Origin of the sequence: Kribbella deserti (assembly GCF_042434725.1) — a bacterium.
In the GTDB taxonomy this organism is placed as follows: domain Bacteria; phylum Actinomycetota; class Actinomycetes; order Propionibacteriales; family Kribbellaceae; genus Kribbella; species Kribbella deserti.
The window spans coordinates 1-3,011 of record NZ_JBHLTC010000044.1; the positions used below are offsets into that span (position 1 = coordinate 1).

Consider the following 3,011-nt stretch of genomic DNA (forward strand, 5'->3'; position numbering starts at 1 on the left):
TTCCTCGTTCGGTATTAGTGGCACTAATGCGCATGTGATTGTGGAACAAGCCCCCGAAGACGAAAAGTCAGCGCCTGTTGTTGAACCAGCAGTCGTACCATGGGTCTTGTCAGCCAAGACCGGAAACGCCTTGCGTGACCAGGCCCGTAAGCTGCTCGACTTCGCGAATGCTCGGCCGGACCTTTCCGGGGCAGATGTCGGCTACTTGTTAGCGACGAGTAGGGCCAGCTTCGACCGTCGTGCAGCGGTCGTTGGTGGCGATCGTGAGGAGCTGCTGGCAGGCCTGAAGGTGTTAGCGGGGGGCCAGTCGTCGCCCTTGGCGGTCGAGGGCTCAGTGGCTGGCTCTGGGACGATTGCGTATCTGTTCTCCGGGCAGGGATCGCAGCGCCTGGGGATGGGGCAGGAGTTGTATGACGCGTATCCCAACTTTGCGACCGCGTTCGATACGGTCCTCGAGTACCTTGACCCGGCCCTCAGGGATGTGATGTGGGGCCAGGAGGCTGACCTTCTCAACCAAACCCAGTATGCGCAGCCGGCTCTGTTCGCTTTCCAAGTTGCTCTCTATCGCCTCTTGGAGGCGTGGGGGCTGATCCCTGACTACCTGATGGGCCATTCCATCGGTGAGCTCACCGCCGCTCACCTGGCCGGGGTCATCGGTTTGGATGACGCTGCCGCCCTGGTCACGACCCGGGCTCGTCTCATGCAGGCCGCGCAATCAGGCGGGGCCATGGTGGCCATTCAGGCCAGTGAGGATGAGGTGCGTCCCACATTGATCGAGGGATTGACTATCGCGGCCGTCAATAGTCCGACGTCCGTTGTCATCGCAGGTGATCGTGACGCTGCTGATGTTCTTGCCCGGCAGTGGAGTGATAACGGTCGTAAGACTCAGCAGTTGCGAGTGAGCCACGCTTTCCACTCGACTCATATGGATCCGATACTGGAGGAATTCAGAAACGCAGCCCAGCAACTTGTCTACGATCGGCCGTCGATTCCGATCATCTCTAATCTCACTGGTCAGCCACATTCTGACTACAACGCTGACTATTGGACAGACCACCTTCGTCAAGCTGTTCGTTTCGCTGACGGGATTACCGCCCTGCACTCGCACGGCGTCACCACCTTTGTGGAGATCGGTCCCGACGCTGTCCTTGCGCCACTGGCTGAGCAGATCTTGCCGGTCGGTGAAGGCAGCGTGATCAGCACGGTCCGCCGCGACCGCCCTGAGACAGCCGAGGTCGTTGCTGCCCTTTCCCGTGCTCACTGCAATGGCGCGTACATTCGGTGGCAAGAATTCTTCGGGGACCGCCCCAACGCCGAGGCTGGTGATATCCCTACCTACGCCTTCCAGCATGAGCGCTACTGGCTCGAGGTGGTCGGTGGTGGCGATTTGGGAAGTGCGGGTTTGGGTGCGGGGGCGCATCCGTTGTTGGCGGCCGTGGTGGAGATGCCTGATGGATCGATGGTTTTTGCGGGTCGGTTGTCTATTGACTGCCTGCCTTGGGTTGCGGACCACGTGGTGTTCGGGATGGTTTTGTTGCCTGGGACGGCTTTGGTGGACTTGGCGTTGACTGCTGGGGACCGGGCGGGTTGTTCACGTTTGGTTGAGTTGAATTTGCTGGCGCCGCTGGTCGTTCCCGAGCAGGGGGGGCTTCAGTTGCGGGTCACGGTTGGTGCCGCTGGTGATGGAGGGCTGCGGGATGTGGCTGTTCATAGTCGGCTTGCCGTGGCTGAGGCGGAGTCTGGTGAGTGGACTGAGCATGCTACTGGGGTTGTGGGCCTTGGTGCCGCTGGCGGCATTTCGGAGCCGGCGGGGAGCTGGCCTCCAGTTGGGGCTATGGCTGTTGGTTGCGAGGATCTTTATGAGCGCTTGACCGAGTTCGGCTATGACTATGGCCCGGCGTTTCAGGGGCTTCAGCGATGCTGGACTTTGGATGGCTCGGTCTTTGCTGAGGTCGCGCTCAGCTTCTACGAGGGCGGTGAGCGGGACTCGTTCGCGTTCCGTCCGGAGTTGTTGGATTCGGCGTTGCATGCGTTGCTGGCAGGGCTGCTTGACCGTGGTGGCGAGGTGGCTTTGCCTTTCTCCTGGGCGGGTGTGCAGGTCTGTGCCGACGCCGCGAGTGTGGATGCGCTGCGGGTCGAATTGAGTCCGGTGGGAGAAAACGCTTGGGCGGTGCGGGCTGCCGATGCAGCCGGCCGGGCCATCTTCAGTGCTGAGATGATGACAACTAGGCCGGTTGCGCTTGAGGCTTTGCGCCAGGCCGGCCGTCAAGGGGCCCATCAGCTCTTCACGGTGCGGTGGACTCCGGCGGCGATAGAAAAGGAGACGTTGCCGGCTGTTGCGCAGGCTCCTGGCCTCGTGGCCGAGGTTGGTGTGGGCTGGGGCAGTGCGGGCAACTCGTCTAATCGATATGAGAGTTTGGCTGGCCTATTGTCGTCACTCGATGGTGGTGGGCCAGTTCCTGCGGTGATCGTTGCTGGGCTCGCCCCTGGGCAGGGGATGCATCCGGACGCCACGCATTCTGCGATCGCCGAAGCGGTTCGGCTGATTCAAGGTGTTCTTGGCGATGCGAGATTGTCAGCCAGCCGCCTTGTTGTCCTTGCGCCGAACGTGGCTGGTGTTATGGGCGGGCTCGTTGACCCGGCGCTGTCTGCGGTATGGGGTTTGCTCGGGACGGCGCAGAGCGAAAATCCTGATCGCATCATTTTGGTCGACTGGGACGAGAGCGAGTTGCCGGAAGGCTGGATTGGCGCGGTCTTGGGTATGGCGGAACCACAGCTGGCTTTGCGGGCAGGCGAGTTCCTGGTCCCGCGTCTGGACCGATTGGCCGGTGCTGGGCCGCGCTCGTCGGCGGGTGGGGTACAGCCACGGGGTCCGCAGGCGCTGGCTGATGGTGGCACTGTTCTCATTACTGGAGGCACCGGGGTGCTCGGCTCGCTCGCTGCGAGGCATTTGGTGGCCGAGCACGGTGTGGCGCATCTGTTGCTTGCCAGCCGTCGGGGTCTCGAGGCTC

The 3,011-nt window shown here is 62.1% G+C and carries 1 protein-coding gene; it reads left to right on the plus strand.

Annotated features, from left to right (window positions below; all coding sequences use genetic code 11):
* Positions 1 to 106: 106 nt before the first annotated feature.
* Positions 107 to 3,011: acyltransferase domain-containing protein (locus ACFFGN_RS34235; RefSeq protein ID WP_380056794.1), on the plus strand; the 2,905-nt coding region annotated here is incomplete at its 3' end.